Genomic DNA, 25904 nt, shown 5'->3' with positions numbered 1-25904 from the left:
CGCGCCCCTGAAGTTCTCCGGCGGCCACTTTAAAAGCTGCCACCGGAAATGCAAGCGAACGCTTACTTACCTTCTTTTTTGTCGTCCTTTACTTCTTCGAACTCTGCATCTACCGCATCGTCGCCAGCGGAAGATTGCTGCTGCTCGCCCTGTTGAGCGCCTGCACCAGCGGCACCTTCAGCGCCAGCGGCCTGGGCCTGCTCGGCGTACATCTTCTGTGCAACCGGGCCGGAAGCTTCGGTCAGCTTGGTGGTGGCAGCTTCCATAGCCGCCTTGTCGTTGCCTTTCACCGCCTCTTCCGCTTCTTTGATAGCCGCTTCGATTGCAGACTTCTCCTCAGCGGTGGCTTTGTCGCCAGCTTCTTCCAAGGTTTTCTTGGTGGCAGATATCAAGCCGTCGAGAGTGTTGCGGGTTTGCACCAGCTCCTCGAACTGCTTATCCGCTTCGGCATTCGCCTCTGCGTCTTGAACCATCTTATCGATCTCGTCCTCGGACAGACCGGAGGAAGCCTTGATCACGATGGACTGCTCTTTACCAGTCGCCTTGTCTTTCGCGTGTACATGCAGAATACCGTTGGCATCGATATCGAAAGTTACTTCGATCTGCGGTACACCGCGGGGGGACGGCGGGATATCGGCCAGGTCAAAACGACCTAGGGATTTGTTCTGGGAAGCCTGCTTGCGCTCACCCTGAACCACGTGAATGGTTACCGCAGTCTGGTTATCTTCCGCAGTGGAGAACACCTGGGACTTCTTGGTGGGGATAGTGGTGTTTTTGTCGATCAGCGGAGTCGCAACGCCACCCATGGTTTCGATACCCAGGGTCAGCGGGGTTACGTCCAGCAGCAGTACGTCTTTAACGTCTCCGGACAGAACGGCGCCCTGGATAGCGGCACCCATGGCAACGGCTTCGTCTGGGTTAACGTCTTTGCGCGGCTCTTTACCGAAGAACTCGGTGACTTTCTGCTGTACCAGCGGCATGCGGGTCTGACCACCAACCAGAATTACTTCGTCGACGCCGGAGGCGGATAGGTCGGCATCTTGCAGAGCGATTTTTACCGGCTCCAGGGAGCGGGTAACCAGATCTTCTACCAGGCTTTCCAGCTTGGCGCGGGTCAGCTTAACCACCAAGTGCTTGGGACCGGTGGCATCTGCAGTGATATACGGCAGGTTGACTTCAGTCTGCTGGCTGGAGGACAGCTCGATCTTGGCTTTTTCTGCAGCTTCTTTCAGGCGCTGCATCGCCAGGGGATCGCCTTTCAGGTCGATGCCTTGGTCTTTCTTGAACTCGTCTGCGAGGTATTCGATCAGGCGCAGGTCGAAGTCCTCACCGCCGAGGAAAGTGTCACCGTTGGTGGACAGTACTTCGAACTGCTTCTCACCATCTACGTCGGCAATTTCGATAATGGAGATATCGAAGGTACCACCACCCAGGTCGTATACCGCTACAGTGCGGTCACCGCCCTGCTTGTCCAGGCCGTAAGCCAGAGCAGCAGCAGTCGGCTCGTTGATAATACGTTTAACGTCCAGGCCCGCGATACGGCCGGCGTCTTTGGTGGCCTGGCGCTGGGAGTCGTTAAAGTAAGCCGGTACAGTAATTACTGCAGCATCAACTTTCTCGCCGAGGAAGTCTTCTGCAGTCTTTTTCATTTTCTTCAGAACTTCAGCAGAGATCTGCGGCGGAGCTTTTTTATCGCCTTTCACTTCTACCCAAGCGTCGCCGTTGTCGGCTTCAGTGATGGTGTAAGGCACCATCTTGATATCTTTCTGTACAACGTCGTCTTTGAATTTACGGCCGATCAAACGCTTAACCGCAAACAGAGTATTCTGGGGATTGGTCACCGCCTGACGCTTGGCAGACTGGCCTACCAGGATTTCGTTGTCGTCAGTGAAGGCAACAATAGAAGGTGTAGTACGATCGCCTTCGGCGTTCTCGATTACACGCGCTTTGTCACCATCCAGTACCGCCACACAGCTGTTGGTGGTACCCAGGTCGATGCCGATAATTTTTCCCATCTGTAAAATCCTCATTTGTTACGCGCTGCCAGCTCTGTTCTGTATGCAGCGCGCGAATAATTCTTGATGTCAGCTATATTGGTGCCGGCCAGCGAAATTCAAGGCCGTTTCACGCATTTGCCGTTACGGGGCCTTACTAACCACAACCATGGCCGGGCGAACCAGGCGACCATTGAGGCGATAGCCTTTTTGAAATACCTCTAGAACCGTGTTCGGCTCCACCTCCCCATTCGGCACCTGGGTCATGGCCTGGTGCAGCTCTGGGTCGAAGGGCTCACCAGCTGGATCGACAACTTCCACAGAATTTTTCGTCAGGGTGTCGACGAAAGATTTATGAGTAAGCTCGATACCTTCCACCAATGCTTTATTGCTTTCATCAGCGCTATCAATGGTGGCGAGGGCGCGCTCCAGGTTGTCCACAACCGGCAACAAATCCTGCAGCAGTTTTTCCACTGCAAATTTGCGTGCGCGATCCACATCCTGCTGGGCGCGGCGACGGGCATTCTGCTCCTCAGCCTGGGCGCGCAGAGCGAGGTCTTTCTGCACCACTAACTGCTCTTGCAGCTTGATAATTTCATCGTGCAGCGCATCGGCACTCTCGGCTTCTTCGTGCAATGCTTGCTCAGCCTGCTCGCGCTCGGTCGCGGTGGGATCTTCAATCTCCGCGGAAGCCGCCTCGTCTGTCGCTGTCAGGTGCTCATCCGCCAGTGCTTCCGGCTGCACCCCCTCTGTAATCTGATCTTCTTCGCTGCGCTCTCTGGCCACTGCTTTCTCCGTCGCGTCGACTCTGTCAGTAATGAGTTGGGCCCGTCCTGCGGGCTCTGGGGGCTATATGGGGCCATCCCCGCACAGTTCAAGTGGTTTTTTGCGCTAGCGCGCAATAGCTGGAGAATCTGCGCTTAACGCTATAGCTAACCAGAAAGGAATACTGTATAAATAACCACTGATTGGGTATTCAGACCCACCCACAAGAAAGGACACAGAAGCGATCTCTATATGTTGCTGCACCTGTCTATCAGCCAATTCACCCTGGTGGACCAACTGGAGTTGGAGTTCGGCCCAGGTACCAGCACCCTCACCGGCGAGACCGGCGCGGGCAAATCCATCACCCTAGATGCACTCGGACTCGCCCTGGGTGGTCGCGGCAGTGCCGAACTGGTACGTGCTGGAGCCAACCGCGCCGATATCAGTGCTACTCTCGATATCTCCGGCTACCCCAACGCCAGCGATTGGCTTAAATCCCAGGAGCTAGATAGCGGGCAGGAAGTGATACTGCGCCGCACCATCGGCGCCGATGGCCGCTCACGGGCCTATATCAACGGCCAGCCGGTGACGCTGCTGCAGCAGCGCGCCCTGGGTGAGCAACTGATTGATATCCACAGCCAGCACGAGCACCAGTCCCTGCTGAAGAAGGAAACCCACCGCCGCCTGCTCGATGAGTACGCCCAAGCCCAGGAGCTGGCTGCCGAAACCCGCAGTCGCTACAAGACCTGGCAGGACCAATACCGCCGCTACCGCAATCTGGCCGACAGCGTTGAAGAGGCCGAGGCGCGCCGCAACTTACTGCAGTACCAGCTGCGCGAGCTTGAACAACTGGATTTGAGCGAAGGTGAGATAGAGGCCCTGGAGAGCGAGCAGCGTCAGCTGGCCAATGCCGGCGATATTCTTAACGGCAGCTATCAGCTGGCCGCGCTGCTGTCCGGCGGTGAGGGCGATATCGCCGAACAACTGCACCGCGCCCTGCAATTGCTTTCCGCCATGCCCGAACAGGCACCGGCCCTGGTCGAGGTAGCGCAGATGCTCGATAGTGCGCGAATTCAGATCGACGAAGCGGCCGGTACATTGTCGCGACATATCGATCGCTTCGAGATGGACCCTGAGCGACTCAGTGACGTTGAGGAGCGCCTCAGCGCTATTTACCAGGCGGCGCGCAGACACCGTGTACAACCCAGTGAGCTACCGGCCCTGCAGCGACAACTGCAAGAGGAACTGGAAGATATCGGCACCGAAGATACCTTGGAGCGCCTCGCCGAAACCTGCAGCAAACTGGAAAAAGAGTTTCGGGCAGTCGCAGCAAAATTAAGCGAGCTACGGCGTGGGGCAGCGACCACACTCGCCGAATCGGTCAATCGGCAACTGGTGGATTTGGCCATGCCGCATGCCAAGGTCGAACTTGCCTTACAGGCTCTCGACAAGCCTTGCAGCCACGGCCTGGAGGAAGTGGAAATTTTAATTTCCACCAACCCCGGCCAGCCACCGCGCCCACTGGGCAAGATCGCCTCCGGCGGTGAGCTTTCTCGGGTAAGCCTCGCCGTACAGGTGGTCACGGCACAGACTTCACGCACCCCAACCCTGGTCTTTGATGAAGTGGACGTCGGTATCGGCGGCGCCACTGGAGACGTGGTAGGTCGCCTGCTGCGACAGCTGGGAGAGACCCGCAATGGCTGTAGCGGCCAAGTGATCTGCGTCACCCACCTGGCTCAGGTGGCCGCGCGAGCCCACCGCCAATATCTGGTGGAGAAGCACAGTGATGGGGAGCAGGCGTTTGTGGCCCTGCGTGAATTGAAAAACGGCGAGCGCCGCGAAGAGATCGCACGCATGCTCGGAGGGCAACCCAGCCCGCAGTCACTGGCCCATGCGGAAGAGATGTTGACCAGGACTCTTTAAGCTGCCCCCACAATCTCAGAACAGCCCTTCAACCGAGGTTCAAAGCTGACCATCGGGACAGCCCATCACTTTTAATGGAGCGGTGGGCAATCATATCTCGCAGATCAATAAATAACCGCCAACAATCCGGCAAAATAGCCGGCCTGCCGGTGATAAATGCCGTTTTAGGACAAATAGACCAAATATGACTGGGTCTGGCGGCAGAAGTCACCATATACTGAGCCGCTTGTTTAACTTTGTTTGAGTAGTATCGGCCGAGTTTATGCAGAGAACGATTTTTAATACCCCGATTATCACGCCGCTGCTGCGCCAAGTTGCCAAGCTGCTGCTGAAATTTCACGGCTGGCGCGTTAACGGCGATCAGCAATCATTAAAACTGAAAAAATATGTATTGATCGGGGCTCCCCACACCACTAACTGGGACGGCTACTACTTTATTCTCGCCGCGCTCAAATTGAAGATGACTCCGCAGTGGATGGGCAAAGACAAACTGTTCCAGTTCCCCCTGGGCGGCCCCATGCGCTGGTTTGGCGGTATCGCCGTAGACCGCAGCAAGGCTAACAACTTGGTAGATGCCACCGTGCGCCAGTTTAAGCTGCGCAAAGAGCTGGTTATTGCCATCCCGCCGGAGGGCACCCGCGGTTTGGGTGAGCGCTGGAAGTCCGGTTTCTACCATATTGCACGCAGTGCCAAGGTGCCGCTGGTATTGGGCTTTATCAATTTCTCCAAGAAAGAAGTGGGCATCGGCCCTATCGCCCAACTGGGGGAAAACCTGGAGGCAGAATTGAACAAATTAAGGGAGTTTTACGCGGATAAGGTCGGTAAATTCCCAGAGCTGTACACGCCACCCTGCCAGCCACAGCAGTAAGCGGGCATAAGATGGGTGCGGCGGACGCCGCACCCGACTGGATTACTTCTCTTTTTCCTTCACGTACAGAACTAAGCTGTGGCCTGTCAGCTCGTAGCCGTGCTCATCGGCGATCTGGCGCTGCAGTTCCTCAATTTCCTCATTATGAAACTCGATCACCTTGCCGGTATCGGTACACACCATGTGGTCGTGATGATCACCACGATCCAGCTCGAATACGGAGTGGCCGCCATCGAAGTTATGGCGAACAACCAGACCCGCGCTCTCAAACTGGGTCAGTACCCGGTAGACGGTAGCCAGACCGACATCTTCCCCCGCTTCCAGCAGTAGCTTATACACATCTTCAGCACTCAAGTGCTGCTCGCTGGTGCTTTCAAGCAATTGCAAAATCTTAACCCGCGGCAGGGTGACCTTCAGGCCAGCCTTGCGCAATTCCTGGTTTTCGTTCGACATGAATAAATATTTCCCGACAGGATTTTATGAATTGTCTTTACTTGCATCAGCTCACTGAAAAGGTCTATACCCGAATAAGACCACAGATTCCCGCCTGTCAGCGAGCCGGCTCTTCGGGTATTATCCCATGCCGAACGGAGTCAGCGGAACCCCAGGCACCATGAGAGAGGGAAATCGCAGAGGAAGGGAACTTTCCCTACGTATAGGGTCCTATTCCGGACAACCGTTTAAAATTTGTACGAGAGGTGCCGTGTGAAAGAACATAATGGAGCAATGAATGCCGCCTAGCCTGAAATTTATCGCCATCGCCAGCCTCTGCGCCCTTCTCGGCGCCTGTACGCTGGTTAAGTTTCCCGGTGTGCACCGCATTGAGGTACAGCAGGGCAATATCATTACCCAAGAGATGATCGACCAGCTGAAGCCCGGTATGACCCGCCGCCAGGTACAGTTTGTTCTTGGCACCCCGCTGCTGGAAGACACTTACAATCCCAACCGCTGGGACTACGTCAACCGCATTCGCGACAAGAAGGGTGATATCAGCCAGGAGCGTTTTAGCGTTTATTTTGATGAAGACTCCCTGGTAGCCACCAGCGGTGACTTGCAGCCGGCTGACTGGCCCTAAGCCTAAGCGTCTTCGGCACCTTTCTTTTTCTCGGCCATACGCTTGGCCTTCTCGGCGCGTTGTTTGCGCGCCTCTTTCGGGTCGGCGATCAACGGGCGGTAAACCTCCACCCGATCGCCCGGCTGCAACTCGTAGCTCTCTGCCGGCGCCAATCCTTTGCTCCCCAGAACCTGGCCAAAGATACCCATCTTGGCACTATCCGGGTCCACTTCCGGATACTCTTTTGGAATACCGGAACGAATCAGAGCCTCCCTTGCCGTAGTGCCAGGTTTTACCAGTAACCGCATCAATCGCTGTTCATGGGGCAGTGCGTAAACCACCTCTACCGAAATCATTTTTTCTTCTGTCATTGCGGCTTCCCGTAAATGTCCTCGGCACGCTCACACATTACCGCCACCATTTGATTGGCCAGATCACTAAAAAGCTTACCCGCGGCGGCGGCGATCAAACGGCTCTTCATGGAGAACGACAGTGAAAAAGTCACTTTACAGGCGCTCTCAGCCAGGGGAGTAAACATCCAGTGCCCGGTAAAATTTTCGAAGGGACCATCTACCAGGGTCAGGGTCATACTGGTAGGGCGCACCAGTTGATTGCGCGTGGTAAAACTTTGACGAATACCCGCGCGCGATAAATCCAACCGTGCTTCCAGGGTTTCTTCGTCCCGATGCAGAATTTCAGCCCTGCGACACCCCGGTAAAAATTGTGGGTAGCTGGCCACATCATTGACCAGATCAAACATTTGTTCCGCGCTGTACATCACCAGCGCGCTGCGCTCTATTTCAGTCATTCCTGTTGTCAAATCCAGTCCGCCAGGCGAAATCGCCTGGGATTGTCGTTCGGCCGCTAATTTTGCCAGTCGGCGCTACTCAAGCAAGAGAATTCCTGCAACAATCGCATTTTTTGCCGGCGGGACATACCCGGCCCCGCTGGAATAACAAAAACGAAAGCTGTATCTGATAAAAAATAATAGCGAGAGTACTATGACCGCAGTGAGAGAGCATTTTGGGTCAAGGCTGGGCTTTATCCTGGCCGCAGCTGGTTCCGCAGTTGGTATTGGTAATCTGGTGGCATTCCCGGTAGCGGCCACCAAGAGCGGAGGCGGTGCTTTCCTACTGGTCTATGCCCTCTTTGTTTTTCTGATCTGCCTGCCCGTTATGATGGCGGAATTGGCTCTGGGGCGCCGCTCCGATAAAGACCCAGTAGGTGCCTATCGTCAACTCTCCAACGGTTCACACCTGTGGCGTATCCCCGGCTGGCTAGCCTTGATCACGCCTTTTATGATCGCGGTATTTTATTTAGTTGTTACTGTGTGGGTACTCGGGTACCTGATTGAAACCGTCACCGGTAATCTCAACCTGCTCGCCACCCAGGATTTCTTTATCCACTTTATCAATACACCCAAGGTATTTATTTACCTGGTGGTACTGATGCTGATTATTAACGCCATCCTCGCTATGGGAGTTAAAGACGGTATTGAGCGTGCGGCAAAAACCCTGATGCCGATGCTGTTTGTAATGCTGCTGGGCCTGGTGATTTTTGTCCTGACCCTGGATAACGCCATCCTCGGTGTGAAGTATTACCTGGTGCCAGACTTCAGCAAAATTGATGGCAACGTGGTGAGCAAAGCCATGGCCCAGGCCTTCTTCTCGCTGTCTCTGGGTATGGGCATCATGATCACCTACGGCTCTTATATGAAGAAGCGGGACTCTATCCCCGGCTCCTCCCGCGCCGTTGCCATTACCGATACCATGGTGGCCTTTACTGCGGGCCTGCTGATTCTGCCGAGTATTTTCCACTTCAACCCGCAGATTGATCCCTCCGAATTAAGCGAGTCCTCTGCCGGAATGATCTTCCTGTTCCTACCGAAGATCTTCCTTGCCCTACAGGACAGCATCGGCTATGCCGGCGCAAGTGCCGTGGCTGCAATCTTCTTCTTCCTGGTTCTGGTAGCAGCGATCACGTCCCTGGTTTCCATTATTGAAGTACCCATCGCCACCCTGCGCGACGAGCGCGATATGGAGCGTAAAACAGCCATTTACTGGGTTGCCGGAGTACAGTTTGTACTGGCCATCGCTTGCGCCGTCTCCTTTGGCATGGTCAACTGGTTCACTGAATTTGTACAGTTGGCCGGCGTTAACAAGTCCTTCTTCGACCTGGTAGAGATCATTTTCTACGACACCATCCTGCCCTTAAACGGCCTGCTGGTGTGTCTGTTTGTGATCTACAAATGGAAGAAAGCCAACTTTGACAAAGAGCTACAGGAAGGCGACTCCGCCTTTGCCGGCTCTTTCTCACAAAAATACGTAAACTTCTCCCTGGGCACCTTTATCCCTCTGATACTGCTGTTGATCTTTATCAACACCGTGGCCCTGAAGTTTTTTGGACACAGTTTTATCTAGTCACTAGAAGTTTTCATGGCCAAGAAAAAGAAAGCGCAAACATCCAATACCATCGCCCTCAACAAGAAGGCCCGTCACGACTACTTCATAGAGGAGAAGTTTGAGGCGGGCGTTGAGATGCAGGGCTGGGAAGTGAAAAGCTGTCGTGAGGGCAAGGCCCAGCTCACCGACAGCTATGTCATTTTTAAAAATGGCGAAGCCTGGCTGCTGGGTTCCAATATCCAGCCGCTTGCCAGCGCCTCCACCCATTATGTGACCGAGCCCGACCGCACCCGTCGCCTGCTGCTCACCAAGCGCGAGCTGTCCAAGCTGATCGCCGCCGTGGAGCAAAAGGGGCACACCGTGGTTGCCACCGCGCTGTATTGGAAGGGCCATTTGGTCAAATGCGAAATCTGCTTGGCCAAGGGTAAGGCTATGCACGACAAACGCGAAACCGAGAAAAAACGGGATTGGAACCGTGAAAAGCAGCGCCTAATGCGCGCCACGCACAAGTAGTGCACAGAGACAACTAGAAGAATAATTACGGGATTTACTATGAGTGCACCGCGAGGACAGTTCAGCTCGAATATTGGCTTTTTGATGGCCGCCGCCGGGTCCGCCGTTGGTCTCGGCAACATTTGGGGCTTCCCCACCAAAGCCGCCAGCAACGGCGGCGCCGCCTTTGTAGTGGCCTATCTGTTTTTGGCCTTCGCCCTCGCCTACCCGGCGCTGATGGCCGAACTTACCATTGGCCGTTACGCGCGGCGCAATATGGTGCAGGCACTGCGGGCTATTTCTATTGGCCCTGTGAGCCGCTTCTTCGGTGGCCTCACCGGCTTTGGCGGCATCCTGGTAGCCTCTTTGATTCTGAGTTTTTACGCTATTGTGGCCGGCTGGATGGTGGCCCACCTGGCCGAACCTTTCGCTGCCCTGTTTGGCGCCCAGGAAGCCGTCCAATGGCTCACAGAAAACAGTACCCAGCGCAACCTGATCTTTACCGCGATCTTCAGTGGCCTCACCATGCTGATTATTGCCAGCGGTGTGGAGAAGGGCATTGAGCGCTGGTCCACCCTGTTGATGCCCTCGCTGATTATCCTGCTGCTGCTTTTGATCGCCTATGTACTCACCCAGCCCGGTGCCTTTACCGGCCTGGAGGTGTACCTGATGCCAGACTTCAGTCACTTCACCCCGAAGCTACTGATCTCTGCCATGGGCCAGGCCTTCTTCTCCCTGTCTCTAGGGGTGGGTACCATGCTGATCTACGGCTCTTACCTGAGCCAGCAAGAGAGCTTGCCGCGCCTCGGCGCCCTGGTCACTCTGATCGACGTGGGGATCGCCTTCACCGCCGGCCTGCTGATCCTGCCCGCCATGTATGTGGCCCAGGAAGCCGGCACCCAGATCTTCGCTGCCGACGGTGCCCTCATCGCCGGGCCCAACCTGATCCTGCAGGTGCTGCCAGCGCTGTTCGATACCATGGGCGAAGCTGGTGTATTCGTCGCCATTGCCTTCTTTGCCCTGATGGTGATCGCCTCCCTCACTTCCTCTATCTCTATGCTGGAAGTACCGGTGGCTTTCTCTATTGAGAACCTGGGCATCCCCCGCCGTATTGCCACCCCAGGGGTGGGCCTGGTGATCTTTGCCATCAGCAGCACCATTATTTACAACTTCGACAGCCTGTTTGGACTGGCAGTTAGCATCAGCACTGAATACGGCCAGCCCCTGCTGGGTATTGCGCTGTGTATTTTTGCCGGCTGGATCTGGCGCCGCGACCAGCTGCTGAGCGAGCTGAAGAAAGGCCACGAAGATATTGAGCACACCCTGTTCTGGAAGATCTGGCCCTGGTATGTGCGCATCGTGTGCCCACTGCTGATCCTGGTAGCCTTCGCCCAATCGATACTGTAACGCCTTTTCTAACTACCCCGGCGGCCACTGCTGCCGGGGCACCCCGCTTTCCCCCTGCCCCTGATCAAAGTTCCCAAAAATCCTTGGCGCATAAAAATTTATTGCAATGGCCGAGTTTGGGGTATACTTAGATGACACACGAGAGTGTTTCTTATCGGGGATGACTTGGATTCGACGCCGGTGACGAAACCTTGGGTGCATGCCGTGATGGCAGCGAATCACGTTAATCCAAAGCTGTATTTTATTAGTTGCCAACGACGACAACTACGGTGCCCAACTCGCTGCGTAAGCAGCTTGTGAAGCACTAACTAAGGGTTCGTCCCTTAGCAGTCTTCAGCAAGGTTCCAGTATCGCGCTGTAGACTGTTATACAGAACTGGATCGCCGCAAGCCATACTCGTGGGCAAGCGGTTAAACACTTTACGGGATCGCCCTATACGTCCTGACCGCCGGGCTGTAATGGGTTAAATCAATAGACGGAGCTAAGCATGTAGAGCCTCTGGCAGAGTGCTGACGGACGCGGGTTCGACTCCCGCCATCTCCACCAAATCGAAAAAGGCCAACCGCAAGGTTGGCCTTTTTATTGCTTGGTCGACTCCCTACTCAATCTTCCTCCGACGAAAATTTTTGGCATAGCTTATCGATGGCGAATATTGACGGTCTCAAAAAGCTCACCATTAGCGTTTGTTCAGGTTACTAACAATTCAAGAATCCCGTTAGATAGCACTAAACAAACCAATTAAAAACCACTGGGTTACCGGCCAGCTCACAAATCTAGGACGATCACTCCAGTCACTTTAATGACACGTAAATTTACCGGCCTATCTTTCTATAGCCTCTAAAATCAGCCCCTAAAATCCAAACATCTGTTTGAAAAGAAGTTATTTAAATCATCTGCAAAAAGGCGTGATCATTAGCAGCAAGGAAGACACATTCTAGCAACTCACAGCGATGAAGAATCAAGTTATGAAACATATCGCCAATTCACTGAGTCCCCTTTCAGCCCCCCCCAAATATCGCCGACATAGCTCAACCTAGCGCCTGTTTACACTGATTCTAGTCGGTAGCTCACTAATGCAATGATGTATTAATAATATGCTCAACATTCTTTGGTTAAAATATTCTTAATACCTAAAACAGAGAGCTGTAATGAGTGAAGCTAACCATGACGCTTACATGCAAGAAGCCATTAATGAGGCACGAAAAGGTTTAGCAACGGGAGGAATTCCTGTCGGTTGTGTAATAGTACTGAATGGTGAAATTATCGGCAGAGGTTACAATCAACACGTCCAGCAAAACAGTGTTATCAAGCATGCTGAAATGAGCGCACTGGAAAATATGGGAAAATTATGTTCTACAGATTACCAAAAGTGCACCGTTTACACGACTTTATCACCCTGCCCAATGTGCAGTGGGGCCATACGTCTATTCGGAATTAAGAATATATTTATCGGTGAAAATAAAACATTCCTAGGTGATGAATCATTACTCAAATCTGAAGGTGTAAGCTTGGTTGTTCTTAATAATCTTGAATGTATTGGTCTGATGAATCAATTCATTCAGCAACATCCTGAAATCTGGCATGAAGATATTGGCCAGTAGGAACCATTAACTACAAAGTATATTTGTAATGGCCCACCAATAAACCAAATTACTAGAATAGATTGAGATTTTGTTGATACTTTTGATGTTTACACTGTGGCTTTCAAGAATTCAATTCTGCTTGAGAAGCTCCACGGCCCTCTACTCAGCACCAATCTGACACACAACTAGTCAACCTGATAATTGCTAAGTAGGCCCAATCGGTGAAGGTTGCAACAGCCACCAGATATGGGCCCTAACCTGAGGTACACAACTAACCTAGATCGAAATTTCAGCTCAATTTATAGACTAAAAAGCTAGCCCCTATAAACTATTAATGGAATATGTTATACACCCCATCAATAACGGATACCATCATCTTTGCAAAGACAAACCTGGAGCCGAGCTCTACTTCTTATATTTTTAACTCTGGGTGCCCGATTGTATTACGAGGGCATTGTTACTGGCATGTCTGGAAGGGGAGCTGACAGCTGCATCTTGTACCAACGTGCATACTGGCTCTACAAATACCGGAAGGGCCGACCGTCCCCCCACCACAGACTTGGCCGGCGCACTCACCGCCACCAAGAAAAAGCATCTGACAGCAATTACAGACCCTGCTGAAGTTGGGCACCCACTAACAGCCATAGACGAATACCAGGGCTCCCCAGTAGTAAGAGCAGCCCTAAAACTATCCCCCTCTCCTATTCTGCCCCCCTGGAGAATTACGAAAACTTGAGTAGGCGGAAATCAATTGGGATGGCAAGCACATAGAACTGCCCAGCGAAAAGATAAAAATGGACCCGCCACACATTATTCCTCTTGCTAAACAGGCTCTAGCCTTACTGCAAGAACTGGAGCCGCTAACAGGCCATGGCAAATATGTTTTCCCATCAGCTCGATGCCAGAGCCGTCCACTGCCTGATAATGGTGTGAGGACTGCACTCATGACAATCAAACCATGACTGCCCACGGCTTCCGTGCAATGGCTCGTACTCTATTCGACCACGACACTCGGCAGATTTGATTTAGAATTCGCGTATTCATCAAGGAAAAAATTGAATGTGGCACATTCATCTCAAATCAGAGAGGTGGAACACATTCTTCAATGGATTTACGAGGATAAAAGGGTATGTCTATCAACGAACATGCAACCAAGATACAGGTGAGTCGACTGGTTAATACCGCTCTTGCAGCGATTAAGGATAAAGATCCGAGACTTGATCAGACTCTGGTCCACACCTTGGATCAACTCAGCTTAATCAGCCGGAACCTGAATACTGCCAAACATAACGTACAGCACTTTGGTGGAATTATGGCGAGTGGCGCTCATGGACAAAACGCCTACCGAGCCAATCAATCCATGAACTCGAAGCTTAGGACCCTCTCATCACTTGAAGCCTTCCTCGCAGAAGAATGGAACAAGCTTGGTAAAGCAGTTGACGCATATAGGAAACAGCTACCATGGGACGGCAAGACCGAGTTGGAACTCCTGGATATGCTTGCGGGAGAAATCGAGTCGTTCGATAAATTACTTAAGAAAAACGTCATTCAGGTTCCAAAGCACCAGTCCAATCCACATCAAACGATAACCCTTCAAAGAGATATCACCCAATTAAAGGCAATGCCCGCTTATACTGCGCCAAGTATGCTTGTCTTAATTTCCATCGGCCTTCGGTTATTTGCAATGTACGTCGGCTCTAAAAGAGTGACTAGCAATAGATAGTCTCGATTTCCCTATTAGCTACTTGCTAGGTGCTGGACGTTTTTCATCCGGCAGGCTCAATGCCTATCGGAGCCTTCTAAATAAGCGGGGTCAGATCAATATTGTGTTAGGAGTACCCACATTTCTACCCATTAACCAACTTAAAAAAATACCTTAAAGAAACCACTTAGCCACTCACCTCAAAAAGAACAAAGCCTCAACCATCGATCATGTGATGCACTTATACACGAGAGAAAGGTTTATCCACAATCAAGGAGGCCGCTCGCCTGTTGACAATTGTTGACATCGATAAAGGTTTTTTTCACATCAGTAAGCGCCCCAAGAATGCCTGCTGAGGCATGACACATAGAGAGAGCCTAGGGCACAGTTGATCCAGATAAATCACGCGCTAAATGGGGGATTACTTTGCTTTAGTGTTGGGGTTTTCTTTCGGCTTTTATGATTAAACCAAATAAAAACCGTGCAAATACGATAGCTACAGCAAACGATTCAACTCCCGTCATCTCCATCAAATCGAAGAAGGTCAATTGCAAGGTCGGCCTTTTTATTACCTGTACCACACCCTAAAAACCTATAACTCATTTTGGGTGGGGCAAACCCTCAAGTAAGGCGTTTTTACTCTCTACAGCTAAACCAACTTTTTTATCACGCAACTTTTACTTGTCCTTGCCTATGAGCTGAAAAGCTATTATTCGACTCAAGTTGATAGATCAAGCCCTTGTTGCCAGAAAGCAATTTCCATCCTGGTAGCCGTAGTGAAATGTTTCTGAAGTTGCTTGGCGCGATGTGATTCATTAGGTATTTCGGCAATCAACTCATTAAAAAAATCTGTAGTTAATTTGGCCGCCTTCTGGCACTCAGGGCCTGAGTAGAGTTCAATCCACTTCGTATAAGGATTACTTTTTGTCGTATTACTACTTCGCTGAGAAAGAAACTGGCCAATGTGCGCATAACCCAGCGCACAGGGTACTAGCGCGCCATAAAGATCAGCCAGATCTCCCTGTAAACCCACATCAATTAGATAGCGGGTATAAGCAACCGTAGCAAACCCTTCAGGGATATCCATAACGTCAGACTCCTGTAAACCCCACTCAAGGCAATAGTCCATATGTAAGCTGAATTCATGCTCTATCAAGTTGGATAATGACGATATGGTGGCCCGCATTTGTGCGGGATTCTCGCATTTGAATACCGCAAGAGCGAAGGCGCGAGCATATTGAATCAGATACAGGTAGTCCTGCTGTAAGTAATGCTGAAAGCAGGTCTTGTCTAAGCTACCATCGCCAAGTTGGTTAACGAATGGGTGATGAACAAACAGATCCCATTCCTTCTGGCAGCCGGCAATAAGGTCTTGATGCGTCATTTTGGCATCCGATTAAAGGGACCCGAAAAATCCTAGATAACTTTATGACCACTGTAGCTCACAATGCGAAGCTGCTTTACAGAAATTCAGCACCTTTCGTGAGATCTTAAAGATGATTATGAATAAGAGTCACCGCTAAACTTGGTACTTGGTACTTGGTACTTGGTACTTGGTACTTGGTACTTGGTACTTGGGGCACTAAATTAGCAACCACCCGCATATTATGGTGAGCGCTTTGGGGGGCCTTGTGCCCGCCGTTCCCTTGTAACGGTAGTTCTAACCCATTCAGCCCGTCGTCCAATTGAGATTGGAACATCGTGGGCAGCGGCTCACTTATACAAGGAGCCCAAGCCATGGTAAACCAAGCCCCAGTCGCATTTACCCCTCAAGCAGATAACTTCCTTGATCGTTCAATCGATATCGCAAATTTCAGCCTAGAGTCAATAAACAAGCTACGCACCCTTTTCCAAAGTATTAGCCTGATATCCGAGAGCAACGCCACCAGCCAAGAGCTGGCAGTTATTGGGGCTTACCTTGCCGATGAATGGGCAAACCTAATCGAGTGCGGTCGGGAAGACCTGGAGCGCCGGGAGAGCAAGCAGTAAACATGAGGACTGCTCAGGCCCAAATTATTAAGAAATATTAGGGTGGTATCGGGAGTGGGCAACCCCAACAGGGGTGAAGAAAAGTTGGGGGGCCTTCCTAGCCGCGCGAAATTACTTACGACGGCTATCTGCCGTTGGGTGAAGCAACTAGAGGCAGAGCGGAGTGGAGAGACGCCTGCAAGTAGAGCGCTTACCACTAAGCAGCCGAAAATTCAGGAGCTTGAGGCCCGTATAAATCACCTGGAAAGGGAGAAAGGGATACTAAAAAAGTCTACCGCTCTCTTGGATAGACCGATTTAGTGAGCAGGAGCCTGTGAAACTGGACTGCAAAGCGTTTGAAATACTACTACAAAAGCGGAAGAAAAACTTAACTTACTGCATGGAAATAGTTGACCACTACACAGAAGCGTAAACAAGACTGGGGATGAATACCGATAAATCTAGTTCCAGAATAAATCTATATTGTAATTCTGCCAAACATCGCTAAGTATCTTCGGGCTAATCGCATGATGGGTGTCACGCGATGCACTCTTAGAATTACCAAATAGCGTATTCATCCAATAGAACTCAGGTTTCTCGACAGAAAATTGAGCAGTGCCGTAAACAATATGGTTATGCAAACAACCAGCTTCTTTAATGGTATTGAAGCATGAATGCCCATTCGCGATCTCTGCGCTGCAGCTGAAAAGGGAATTTTTTCCCTTGGCTCTGCACCACACTTAAATTCGGTATGCTCGCCGCCGGGATAGCCGTTATCTAATTCAATAAGACCGGACAACTTATACCGCTGGCCCCGCTCCAACATTACCTGTATGAACCTCTGCTTCAAGTGCCTAGCAGCATAGCGAGTGATACCCAAATAACAAGCTAGCTTCATAAAGGAAATACCTTTCCTGATCTAGGTGATCAGAAACATATCAAGCAGCCGGACCTTAAGGGGAGCTTTGGGAAGTCAAAAATCGTACTGGGGGATAAGCGAAGCCTGACGTCGGTGCCAATCACATTGTTAAAGATTGCGATAACCGAGGTGTCGATGTTTTTCATACTCGCAGTAAGCGCAACAAAATCCATGAAGCCAGCGTCATCAACAGATTGGACAGAAGTACTATTCCTCAGTGCCGTACATTTTAGGGAATAGGTGCAGAAAAATACTCTTCAGAAGCTACACCCTGTTGCAAGCCATAACAGATTCCCTTCCATATCAACGGTGCAACTACATTTATATACAGCTAATTATGACTTATTGCTTAATAAGGGTAGTCATTAGGAATTATTGAAACGGGCGTGCAAGAAATTTCTCTTTACTGGTATCTCTATGTGACTAACATCTCAATTTAATGATAGATTTTTAATGTATCAAAAATATTCGTCGATTAGAATAATGCTTAGCAAGTACTCAAAGGATTTATTCCAAAATGCTAGAGCGTCTGTTTGCTTCCCGCCGACACCCCTATATACCACATCGCAATGAAAGAGAGAAGATTTCCATTGATCTCTCAGGAAACCGCGTTAAATTTTTTCTCCCTCCTCACACTTGTCACGATAGCTTTGCAGAATTCAAATTGAACTACCCTGAAAAAATTAATATTTTTGACGATAGTGATTATAATGATGGTAGTGATTGCGAAGACATGGAGCGTGAAGGTGTTGCCAGGCAGTGCTTAATGGAACGAAGCTGGGAACTTTTTGGACCTATCTGGCGCAGCCGTCCCATTGGCACTATTGATTTTAATCTAATCTTAAATCGCCACGACACCCTTCCCCACAGTATGAGCTGCTTAAATCCCAAGCACTTTGAACAGGTTGTTATGCGTTGCCTATATTACTGGGGCCCTGGTAACCCTAACGATCATGTGCAAAAAGCTCCTGTTAATTGGAAACTTTATAAATTAGGTGAGGTTACAGCAATCTTTCTTGAGAGACATCGCCTTAATTCTCCAGAAATTCTGACAAAAAATCCCCATCATGAAACCTACTTTACTAGTAGTTTCTTTATTCCTCTTGATAGAGCCCACTATCTAACACTCAATTTTAGGTATCTAGGCTATGCCCCAGCTAAACACTGCTTAGTAGCTATGAATAGTATTCGCGATGCAGTTTGTAATAGCGTTAGCTTACAGCTTGGTATAGATATAAAAAAACAACTTGCTGAAGTACAACGACAGCGACCGAATGACAAAGCTAGTACTAAACGTAAACTTGAGCCCTGGGTTTATCCAGAGTGGCACAGAGGTGGTGAATTTGATGAAGATATAATTATCATCAAGCCCGGTAGCCCACCGCCAGACTGGTTGGATTAATTTTTACATTAAGCAAGGACAAGCTATGAAAAATAATACACTTCGTTGGATTGCCGTTGTCAACAGCGGTGAAAGTCCTAATATTAACCGCAATGTATTCATATCTTCACAATTGTACGACACTTGGATGACAATTAAGAATGAGTATATTGGCAACTACTATAAAACCAATTTAATAAGAGCTATCTATAGTTTAGCAACGACCCCCGGAGGTAGAAGTCTAAGTAATAAAAACTTAGAGATAGACGGAGCAAAAATTAATTACCTGATTACTCCGCAAGGTGATGTTCGCATTCACTTCCTTGCTGTCACCAGCGACAATACCTTAGATAACACAGATCAAAGCTCGGGACTTTACCGGGTGAGAATAGATAGAATAACGCAAGAATGGACAACTGACTCTAGGCGATTGCGATCGATGGATTACAATCACCGTTGGAATAATGCCCATTACGCTGCAGTTAGTGGTTCGTTTGATGATAAGGAAGAGGCAGGCCGATTACTTATTAAACATATAGTGCCTGCCTACAAAGCCGCCCTAAACCCCAAAGATCTAAATATAGGGAATAAACACTACTCTCTATTTTGGCAAAACCGTGATCATTCGACCAAATCCAATAGTAGAAAACTTGCTGCACTTATCCAACAGGCACAGACAAATAATGCCACCATCAACTGGCTAGTACACGGCGAAGGCGCTGGCACATTTGCTCAAGCTCTACAACACCTGATTGAGCAGCCAAGCGTTTCTAGATTGGTTGCTATGCAAAATACCCTGGAGAATCAAAGCGTTTTCTTTTCTAATCCCCGGGGGAAAAACACAAAAGAGAAAAAACTCAAAGAGCTATGTGAAACTGCGGGTATACGCTGGCTAGGATCAAAACATAATAGAATGGATTTAAAAAATCCCGATGCAAGACAAGCTGCGATAGATGGAGCTATGGTAGTTGGATCTAAATTTACTGTTGGCGGTGGTATAACAGGTGGCCTCCTTGCAGCTACCGGATTCGATAAAGTGGAAAAAGCGATAGCCTCTGTACACAAAACTGTTGATCTTCTTTCACCAAACTTAGCAGCGAACATAGCAATTATTAGTGGATTTGGTCTTTTGGGCTATATAGTGGGGAAGGACGCCAAAAAGCACACCAGCTCCTATATCCGAAATGTGTTCGGTGTTAAAGAAAACACCTGGGGCAATGGGCATAAACACTGGGCTGGATAAATTTTCTTGCCTTCGGATAATAAGTTCAATTGAAAAGGGAGAGCTTAGCTGGCAAATTCGGCATCTCTCCCAACCAAGCGATGGACCTTAACATACTACTACCAACAAAGTGAAAATTGACAAAACCTGATTTACAACCTGAGAGGGCTAATCACTACTGGAGGCAATTGCGGGGCTGCTGAAGCAACTCGCATCGGTGAATACTCGAGAGCTGTATATTATAATAGAAAACAAAGGCCTCACCTTGAGCAAGCTTACGGAACTAAGCTATCGGCAAGCATAATAAACGCGGAAACTGAGCGATGTGCTACGTTAATAAATGTATGTCTTTTCTTAGTTAGAATTAGACCAAATTATTAGTTATACCTGAGCATGAACGAGATAGAACATATCAAGACAACAACCAGACATACACAAACGATCAGTATCTGTGAGCGCTTTCATAAAACCATTTTTCAGGAACTCCACTAACCCTCATTGCGCCGCAAGATCTATAGAGGATCCTCAAAAGAGGATGGATGAATGGTTCACATAGTACAACAATGACCACACTCATCAGGACAAAAAAACCTCAAAGAAAAACTCGTAAACTGAACTTGACCTATCAGAGCACCTTCTGAAAACCGGTAACTGACAGGCCAAGTCTGGACTACTACACATTAAACTAAAATATGGCATCAAGAACTACTTTCCTCCAACTGCAAAACCCCATCTAACGGTTATAGGCAACTATAAATCTTCCATGATAGCTCCCAATTACTAATAGCGCTAAACTATTACTGAACCCGAAAAAAAGAAATACCATTGAGCTTTATTAATTATTGAACACTTAGCACTTCTAAATCATTATTTACAAAGCAACGCAAACCCCAACCATAAATTTTTGATGTTGACAAAGTTACCATGTTATTATTTTTTTTCCTTAGAAAGACTTATGCCTAAATTCTCATTTGATACCCCAGATGGAGTTTCGACGCCACCAAATCTAGCCAAACACTTTGCGATTAATTTCGAATCATGAAAAGAAATAGATTCATCTTCAACAAGACGTTTTTTCCCGGTAGAATTTAAATGCAATAGGAAATATTTATTCAGCCCCGCCCCTTCCAGAAAATAATTTATCTTTCAAGTCTAATTCATCACCCAATGCAGAGAAAACAAATAAACATAGCCCACAGCTAAATAATAAAAAATCTTACGAATGATTAAATTTGGCTCTCTTTCTTTCACACTAATACGTTGAACAGGGTAGTACAGAACCGTTTGGGCCACTTTTCAAAACCATTCCAACGGTATTACATATTCCTCCCCGGTCTAACATATGACGATAAGGTGTACCCTCTGATAAAACCCAGCCATCATAACCACGCCTAATATCATTATCCCAATCTACGGGAATTGTATGTATATTTCCTGGTGGGTGTGTAGGCCATATACTTAGAGCACTTCCTTTCCCATTATATGAACCAATTCTTATTATTTGGCAGAATGATGATTCTATTCCACAGGATAAGACAGCACCGGAAGAAGACTATACCATACCGCTAACCCAGAATACCTGTTACAACCTGGTAAGCCTGGACTTCCAAGAGGCATTAGTAAGTCCGCAACAGCCAAGTGTATTAATGCGCTGTAAAAACTCGGCCATTAAGAATCCGGCATGGTTAAACAACAATGACCTCGCTATTTTGCATAAAGAGTCTGATCGTTGGCGGTTAATCAAATATTCAGTGAGAGATAACACGAGTCAGGTACTTTATGACCAGGAAGAGGGAAACCTAGCCCACTTTAATTATTCAATCAATGACGATTTAATAGCCGTCACCAGCTATCATCAAGATGGCCAGCTTTATATTGATATGCTGAATTCTAAGGGGGTGCTTTTAACCAGCCTTCCGATTGACTATCCAGATGTGATATCTGAACACAGAGCCATTTCCCCTAACTTTTCATCGAGAGAGGATGAGTTAATCTTTAGTACAGGGCGACGGCTCTTCTCACTCACTTATGATGGCAAGGTCAGTAAAATTCAGTTACCCCTAGACCAATCCGCCAGCTCTCCAGACTTTCATCCAGGTGGACATAGGGCACTGGTTATTCAAGGGCAATACGATAGTGATATTGCCTCGATACCGCTAAACCTGCCTGGGGCTACCACCACACCTTCAGAAGAAGATGTCAGCACAATTTACCCAAGCGCCACACGGTCGATTTCCGGGGAAGCTGACGGCATTTTCCAACCCAATGGCAACTTGATTGCATTTACCTCCAGACGCTCTGGTGAAGACCAGGTGTGGGTAACTGATGGCAGTGATTTACGGCAGGTATCTCAGCTTTCAATCGATACCAATATCGACGGTATCCATTGGTCTGCCGATGGAAAAAGTATCCTGGTAAATGCCAATAACAAGCTCAATAAAATTTTCTTGGATGGCCGTGTAGAGGGCTTGCCCCTGAATGCGCCGATTGATCAGCTCTTCCAGTGGGACAGTATCGATAATTCAGTATTGTTATCCTTGATGATTAAAGGGATTACACAGTTTGCAGAGGTCGATTTAGATAGCCTTGGGACCAGGTTTATCAATGAAAAACAAGTTAACTGGGCCCAGAGGACTAAAGATGGCCGGCTGATCTATATGGACCATATGAACCGCTTCTGGCAACCTGGCGCCGCGGAAGACCAGCTTATCGAGAAGCTGGTTGATCAAGGTAGCGAAAAGCGATTCGTTATCGAAGATAATGTGATTTACTCAATCAATCGAGACGATCAGCTGTGGTCATACAATCTCGACACCGATAACTTTTCCATTTTGAAGGCAGTGCACAGGGATATCGATTACTTGACCGATGTTAATCAAGGGAACCTGATGATTACCTATGTTGTTGCCGCTAAAAAGGAAGTGGCTGAGCTTTTTTTAAAAAATAGATAAGCCAAGAAAAAAGTTTAGGAGAATTTAGGCTACCCAATATTGAATGCAGAGAAGTAATTAAATTATTTGGAAGCTTACAAAGTCGACATAGGCATACTGCCATCCCAGTAGAAATTACAGTATTGGTTGAGAACCACTTTATAGTCTCTGAGAAAAATTAAAATCCACATTTCAGGATAGAGAAATAGGGCCCCTTAGAGCAGGGACCCTGTTGCTCGTTATTTGGAAGCTAGTGCACGTTGGCCAGAACGTAAGTCGATAACAACGACTCCTCTGACACCAAACATACCATTGTCATAGGCAAAGATTCTGCGGCCATCTGCATCAATGGTCAGGGAGTCAAGACTTGCCACTGCAACACCACCACCTCGACAGTCGCTATCACACCCCTTACCGCTGGAGAGGGTTGATTGTGAAAACCCATCCAGGTCGATGGCTACCAGACTTCCACTTTCAGTACCTACCAGAAGACGGTTACCAGTTGGATCCAAGACAACGTCAGTAGGAATCTGGTCTGTGGTACCACCGTGCACTGGCGCAGCAATAATTTTCCTGTCGCCAGTAGCCAGATCCACCTGCCAGATGCCTCCGATATCACCGACTCGAGAATCGCTGACAAAGGCTCGGTTGTTAACGAGATCCAGTGCTAAGCCCTCGACGGAGTCAAAGAAGGGCGAGGAGCCAGTGTAGTTATCGGAGATAATTTCCCTGTCACCGCTGTCAAGGTCGACACTCATCAGCCCTGAGGCCTGTAATAAAAGCATACGATTGTTAGTGGCATCCAACTCCATAGCCTCTACGAGACCGTAGAACTCAGGACCTTCACCTATATCTGAAGCAGAGACTACCTCGGGTTCACCGCTTTCTAGATCAATCTTGAGCAATCGATCGGAGTATTCATCGAATATATAGGCGTTGCGACCTGACGCGCCGGAAACGATTGTAGACGCTACCACGCGCGGCGAGTCGTTCGGATCAAAGTAAGACACAATGGTACGGTTGCCGTTCTGCAAATCTATTTCCGCAGCTGCGTGATTACTTTGGGAGACCACCAATAACCGGTCGGTCGAACGACTATAGCTCACATCGTGCCATCTGTAGCTGGGTCCCGTCCCGACATGGTTGGAGGAAATTTCTGCACGATCACCAGTACTGGTGTCAACGGACATGAGCACCGGATCGATAAGAATTCCAGAAACCAGCAAACGATCGCTATCAGCCCCCCGGCCAATTGACCAAGGGTTTTCAAGTCGCAACCCTTTACCTTTAGTCCAACTAGTTACAACTGATCGATTACCAGTTGCAATATCCACTTGCAGAATATTCTGGGCGCTACCGTTGGCGACATAAATTTGATTACTATCAAAATCGACGATTAAATCCATTGGCTGGTAGACAGGTTCACCACTACCAATACCATTACCGCTTATTGTCGTTCTATCGCCGCTGGCAATATCTATCCTAAGAATAGAGTCGGTACTATCATCACCCACGTACAGCTGTCCATTCGCCTCATCTAATGCAACCCCCTTCGGGTACACCATATCTGCACCAGTACCCGTCGGGGATGATGAGTTTGAGCTGGATATCACGGAGTAATCCCCGCTCGACAGATCAAATTTAATAATCTCTCCATAAGTTCCCGCTGCTCTTGTGGTGTAAGCTTCACCTCCAGAGCCCGTCAGGGTCAGTGAGGTGAGGTCTCCCGATACCCATTTGGTCAATTGCGTGCGGTCACCGCTGTCGCGTTGGACAGAGTAGATACTCCCGTTATCATCTAATACGATAAAGTAGTCATTGGCAGGATTGCTGCGTATTTCAGGGAAGTTTTGTTCCATATCGATCGGATCGAATGTCGGGCCTGAACCAACCGATGGCCCAGAAATCACTCGACGCGTACTGCCTACCTCAAATATCGTTCCTAAAAAGGCGTCGGCGAAATACCAGCCTCCGTAAAAGTTGTCATAGGAAACACCTACTGGGTACGAGATTGACAGCTCGTTCTTGACGATGATTGATTCTTGAACCGTTTCACCAGTGACGAACTGGCTTGAGAGAGCATAAGAATTTCTACCTTCACTAATTGGAGTATCGAGATACCAGGTTGACGGAGAAGCTGTATCCACAGTCGGTGACTGTCCATCGAGAAGGATGTTAACCAATTGCTTAGAGGCATTCTCACCACTTTCCTGGTCGAACACCCTGGCAGTAAGAGCGACGCTGGAAAGCTTCCCGCCCATATTGGCACCGCCGGTCGGGAAATCGATTCGAGCTGAAAGAGTGGCCAGGTTAGTTACAGTGACTTGCAACGAAAGCTGGTTAGCAACCCCTTCGCTATCGAAGGCACTGATGGACAGCTGATAATTGTTATCCTCGTCTCTATCCGCAGGCGACTCAAAATCTGGGGCAGTGTTAAAGCGAAGTTCACCACTAGCGGAGTCAATAGAGAACAGTAAAGCATCGGTGCCGCCGCTTAAGGAGTATGTGACCTCGTCCTTATCTGGGTCCTCAGCCGTAGCGATGTAAAAAATATCGCTCACACCTTCCTCGACCGAGACTTCTGTTGCGGAAGAAAACTTGGGAGCGCCATCATTAACATCAACAACGGTAATTACAATTTCCTGGGTTGATTGGCCGCCGTTACCATCGCTGGCCTCGACCGTTATCCGGTAGACATTATCTCCATTTGAGTCGGCAGGATTCTCGAAATCCGGTGCAGAACCAAAACGTAACTGGTTTCCATTCTCAATCAAAAAACGGGACTGATCTTCACCACCTATAATTCTGTAACTGATACTGTCTCCATCGGCGTCACTAGCCGATAGTGTGAGTAGAGCACCGGAACCATTTTCCCCGTAGGCTATTTCGCTTGCGGATAAGAACACGGGCGTACGATTGGATGGACTATTGGGGCTGCCACTGTTCGAACCACCATCGCTCGAACCGCTTCCACCACCTCCGCTACAGGCTGACAAAAAAATTAGTGGTAAAATTGTTGTCAATGTTTTTCCGAAAAACTGCTTCATATTCGGCTCCCTATTTAAAGGATCATTATAATTCTTATGATGCCTTGAATACCAACAGCGATATAACCTCTAGCCATACTCCTCCCTATAAAGTATTCGGCATTTTTCGGCACTTACTTGATATTCTTCTGCAGAAAATATATCTCTTCGCAGAAGCTCCTGTGTTTTTGAACCTTCATGCCAATAGTGACTATTTAAATCCTTACTCCTCTTAGATGCTTTCGACGCATCAAGCCATTTAAGATTT

General features: G+C 48.9%; 20 protein-coding genes, 1 other RNA gene and 1 pseudogene. 14 read left to right on the top strand and 8 right to left on the bottom strand.

The annotated features are described in order from the left end of the window. Positions 1–62: 62 nt before the first annotated feature. Both dnaK and grpE read right to left on the bottom strand, forming a co-directional pair. Positions 63–2015, bottom strand: a complete 1953-nt coding sequence (dnaK, locus tag ACJJIC_RS06645) for a molecular chaperone DnaK (RefSeq protein ID WP_252083239.1) — start codon at positions 2013–2015, stop codon at positions 63–65. 123 nt (positions 2016–2138) lie between these two features. Then, positions 2139–2780: a nucleotide exchange factor GrpE gene (gene grpE, locus ACJJIC_RS06640; RefSeq protein WP_252083240.1), complete on the bottom strand. Its 642-nt coding sequence runs from the start codon at positions 2778–2780 to the stop codon at positions 2139–2141. Positions 2781–3011: 231 nt separating this feature from the next. Here grpE and recN point away from each other — a divergent pair, with 231 nt between their 5' ends. Further along, positions 3012–4682: a DNA repair protein RecN gene (recN, locus tag ACJJIC_RS06635; RefSeq protein WP_445356644.1), complete on the top strand. Its 1671-nt coding sequence runs from the start codon at positions 3012–3014 to the stop codon at positions 4680–4682. A 262-nt stretch (positions 4683–4944) separates the two neighbouring features. Beyond that, on the top strand, positions 4945–5550 hold the full coding sequence (locus tag ACJJIC_RS06630; RefSeq protein ID WP_252083242.1) for a 1-acyl-sn-glycerol-3-phosphate acyltransferase: 606 nt from the start codon (positions 4945–4947) through the stop codon (positions 5548–5550). Between the two features lie 42 nt (positions 5551–5592). On the opposite strand, the gene fur is transcribed toward ACJJIC_RS06630, so the two are convergent. Further along, the gene (gene fur, locus ACJJIC_RS06625; protein ID WP_252083243.1) at positions 5593–6003 is read right to left on the bottom strand and encodes a ferric iron uptake transcriptional regulator; all 411 of its coding nucleotides are present in this window, start codon (positions 6001–6003) and stop codon (positions 5593–5595) included. A gap of 277 nt (positions 6004–6280) precedes the next feature. Here fur and ACJJIC_RS06620 point away from each other — a divergent pair, with 277 nt between their 5' ends. Beyond that, entirely contained in the window at positions 6281–6625 is a 345-nt protein-coding gene (locus ACJJIC_RS06620; protein ID WP_444903117.1) for an outer membrane protein assembly factor BamE, read from the top strand. 2 nt (positions 6626–6627) lie between these two features. On the opposite strand, the gene ACJJIC_RS06615 is transcribed toward ACJJIC_RS06620, so the two are convergent. Continuing rightward, positions 6628–6975: an RnfH family protein gene (locus ACJJIC_RS06615; protein ID WP_252083245.1), complete on the bottom strand. Its 348-nt coding sequence runs from the start codon at positions 6973–6975 to the stop codon at positions 6628–6630. Continuing rightward, positions 6972–7412: a type II toxin-antitoxin system RatA family toxin gene (locus tag ACJJIC_RS06610; protein ID WP_444910455.1), complete on the bottom strand. Its 441-nt coding sequence runs from the start codon at positions 7410–7412 to the stop codon at positions 6972–6974. Before ACJJIC_RS06610 ends, ACJJIC_RS06615 begins: the two co-directional genes overlap by 4 nt. 193 nt (positions 7413–7605) lie before the next feature. Between ACJJIC_RS06610 and ACJJIC_RS06605 the strand changes: the two genes are divergently transcribed. The 6 genes from ACJJIC_RS06605 to ACJJIC_RS06580 all read left to right on the top strand — a co-directional run bounded on the left by ACJJIC_RS06605 (position 7606) and on the right by ACJJIC_RS06580 (position 14211). Beyond that, positions 7606–9024 carry a sodium-dependent transporter gene (locus ACJJIC_RS06605; protein WP_252083247.1) on the top strand — a complete coding sequence of 473 codons (1419 nt, stop codon included), beginning with the start codon at positions 7606–7608 and terminating at the stop codon, positions 9022–9024. A gap of 15 nt (positions 9025–9039) precedes the next feature. Next, positions 9040–9519 (top strand): SsrA-binding protein SmpB, encoded by a 480-nt coding sequence (gene smpB, locus ACJJIC_RS06600; RefSeq protein WP_152454820.1) that lies wholly within the window; start codon positions 9040–9042, stop codon positions 9517–9519. Positions 9520–9558: 39 nt separating this feature from the next. Continuing rightward, positions 9559–10905 (top strand): sodium-dependent transporter, encoded by a 1347-nt coding sequence (locus tag ACJJIC_RS06595; protein WP_444889457.1) that lies wholly within the window; start codon positions 9559–9561, stop codon positions 10903–10905. Positions 10906–11061: 156 nt separating this feature from the next. Continuing rightward, positions 11062–11451, top strand: a transfer-messenger RNA (tmRNA) gene (ssrA, locus tag ACJJIC_RS06590). A gap of 602 nt (positions 11452–12053) precedes the next feature. Further along, a complete protein-coding gene (locus tag ACJJIC_RS06585) occupies positions 12054–12506 on the top strand; it encodes a nucleoside deaminase (RefSeq protein WP_444910472.1) in 453 nt (150 codons plus the stop codon). A gap of 1111 nt (positions 12507–13617) precedes the next feature. Next, a complete protein-coding gene (locus ACJJIC_RS06580; RefSeq protein ID WP_444903121.1) occupies positions 13618–14211 on the top strand; it encodes a hypothetical protein in 594 nt (197 codons plus the stop codon). A gap of 697 nt (positions 14212–14908) precedes the next feature. On the opposite strand, the gene tenA is transcribed toward ACJJIC_RS06580, so the two are convergent. Further along, positions 14909–15574, bottom strand: coding sequence for a thiaminase II (gene tenA, locus ACJJIC_RS06575; protein ID WP_444910474.1), 666 nt, complete (start codon positions 15572–15574; stop codon positions 14909–14911). 353 nt (positions 15575–15927) lie between these two features. Between tenA and ACJJIC_RS06570 the strand changes: the two genes are divergently transcribed. After that, positions 15928–16179 carry a hypothetical protein gene (locus tag ACJJIC_RS06570; RefSeq protein ID WP_444910475.1) on the top strand — a complete coding sequence of 84 codons (252 nt, stop codon included), beginning with the start codon at positions 15928–15930 and terminating at the stop codon, positions 16177–16179. A 120-nt stretch (positions 16180–16299) separates the two neighbouring features. Then, positions 16300–16522, top strand: a pseudogene (locus ACJJIC_RS06565) (IS3 family transposase); the annotation flags it as partial. A 97-nt stretch (positions 16523–16619) separates the two neighbouring features. Here ACJJIC_RS06565 and ACJJIC_RS06560 read toward each other — a convergent pair. Beyond that, positions 16620–16898 carry a transposase gene (locus tag ACJJIC_RS06560; RefSeq protein WP_444910476.1) on the bottom strand — a complete coding sequence of 93 codons (279 nt, stop codon included), beginning with the start codon at positions 16896–16898 and terminating at the stop codon, positions 16620–16622. A gap of 696 nt (positions 16899–17594) precedes the next feature. Here ACJJIC_RS06560 and ACJJIC_RS06555 point away from each other — a divergent pair. The 3 genes from ACJJIC_RS06555 (at position 17595) to ACJJIC_RS06545 (ending at position 22631) form a co-directional block, all read left to right on the top strand. After that, positions 17595–18479: a hypothetical protein gene (locus ACJJIC_RS06555; RefSeq protein WP_444910477.1), complete on the top strand. Its 885-nt coding sequence runs from the start codon at positions 17595–17597 to the stop codon at positions 18477–18479. 25 nt (positions 18480–18504) lie between these two features. After that, positions 18505–19701 (top strand): hypothetical protein, encoded by a 1197-nt coding sequence (locus ACJJIC_RS06550; protein ID WP_444910478.1) that lies wholly within the window; start codon positions 18505–18507, stop codon positions 19699–19701. 1625 nt (positions 19702–21326) lie between these two features. Beyond that, a complete protein-coding gene (locus ACJJIC_RS06545; RefSeq protein ID WP_445356643.1) occupies positions 21327–22631 on the top strand; it encodes a TolB family protein in 1305 nt (434 codons plus the stop codon). A gap of 218 nt (positions 22632–22849) precedes the next feature. On the opposite strand, the gene ACJJIC_RS06540 is transcribed toward ACJJIC_RS06545, so the two are convergent. Further along, a complete protein-coding gene (locus ACJJIC_RS06540; protein ID WP_445356642.1) occupies positions 22850–25657 on the bottom strand; it encodes an Ig-like domain-containing protein in 2808 nt (935 codons plus the stop codon). Between the last annotated feature and the right edge of the window lie 247 nt (positions 25658–25904).

The organism is Microbulbifer mixtoriginis (SeqCode) (assembly GCF_052468275.1).
This window is presented reverse-complemented; position numbering and strand designations above follow the sequence as displayed.